The organism is Brevibacterium moorei, assembly GCF_024580735.1.
Classification (GTDB): Bacteria; Actinomycetota; Actinomycetes; order Actinomycetales; family Brevibacteriaceae; genus Brevibacterium; species Brevibacterium moorei.
The window spans coordinates 1-255 of sequence record NZ_JANIJX010000082.1 but is presented as its reverse complement, the minus strand read 5'-3'; the positions used below and the strand labels follow the sequence as shown (position 1 = coordinate 255).

Below are 255 nucleotides of genomic sequence, written 5' to 3'. Positions count from 1 at the left end.
TAAGGGTTCCAGGGTCAAGTTCATCTTCCCTGGGTTAGTCGGGGCCTAAGGCGAGGCCGACAGGCGTAGTCGATGGATAACGGGTTGATATTCCCGTACCGGTGAAGGACCGTCAAAGACTGAAGCTACTGATACTAACGCGGTGTGACTGTCGCCTGGCCTTCGGGTTGGGTGTGTGGTTGTGCTTCGGACCTGAGGTGGTGTGTAGGTGAGCGTGTGGTGTGACGCAGGAAGGTAGCCGGGCCGCGCGGGGGT

Annotated in this window: 1 rRNA gene; it reads left to right on the top strand. The window is 59.2% G+C overall.

The features are described 5' to 3' along the window. Positions 1-255, top strand: a 23S ribosomal RNA gene (locus tag NQ034_RS16125); the annotation flags it as partial.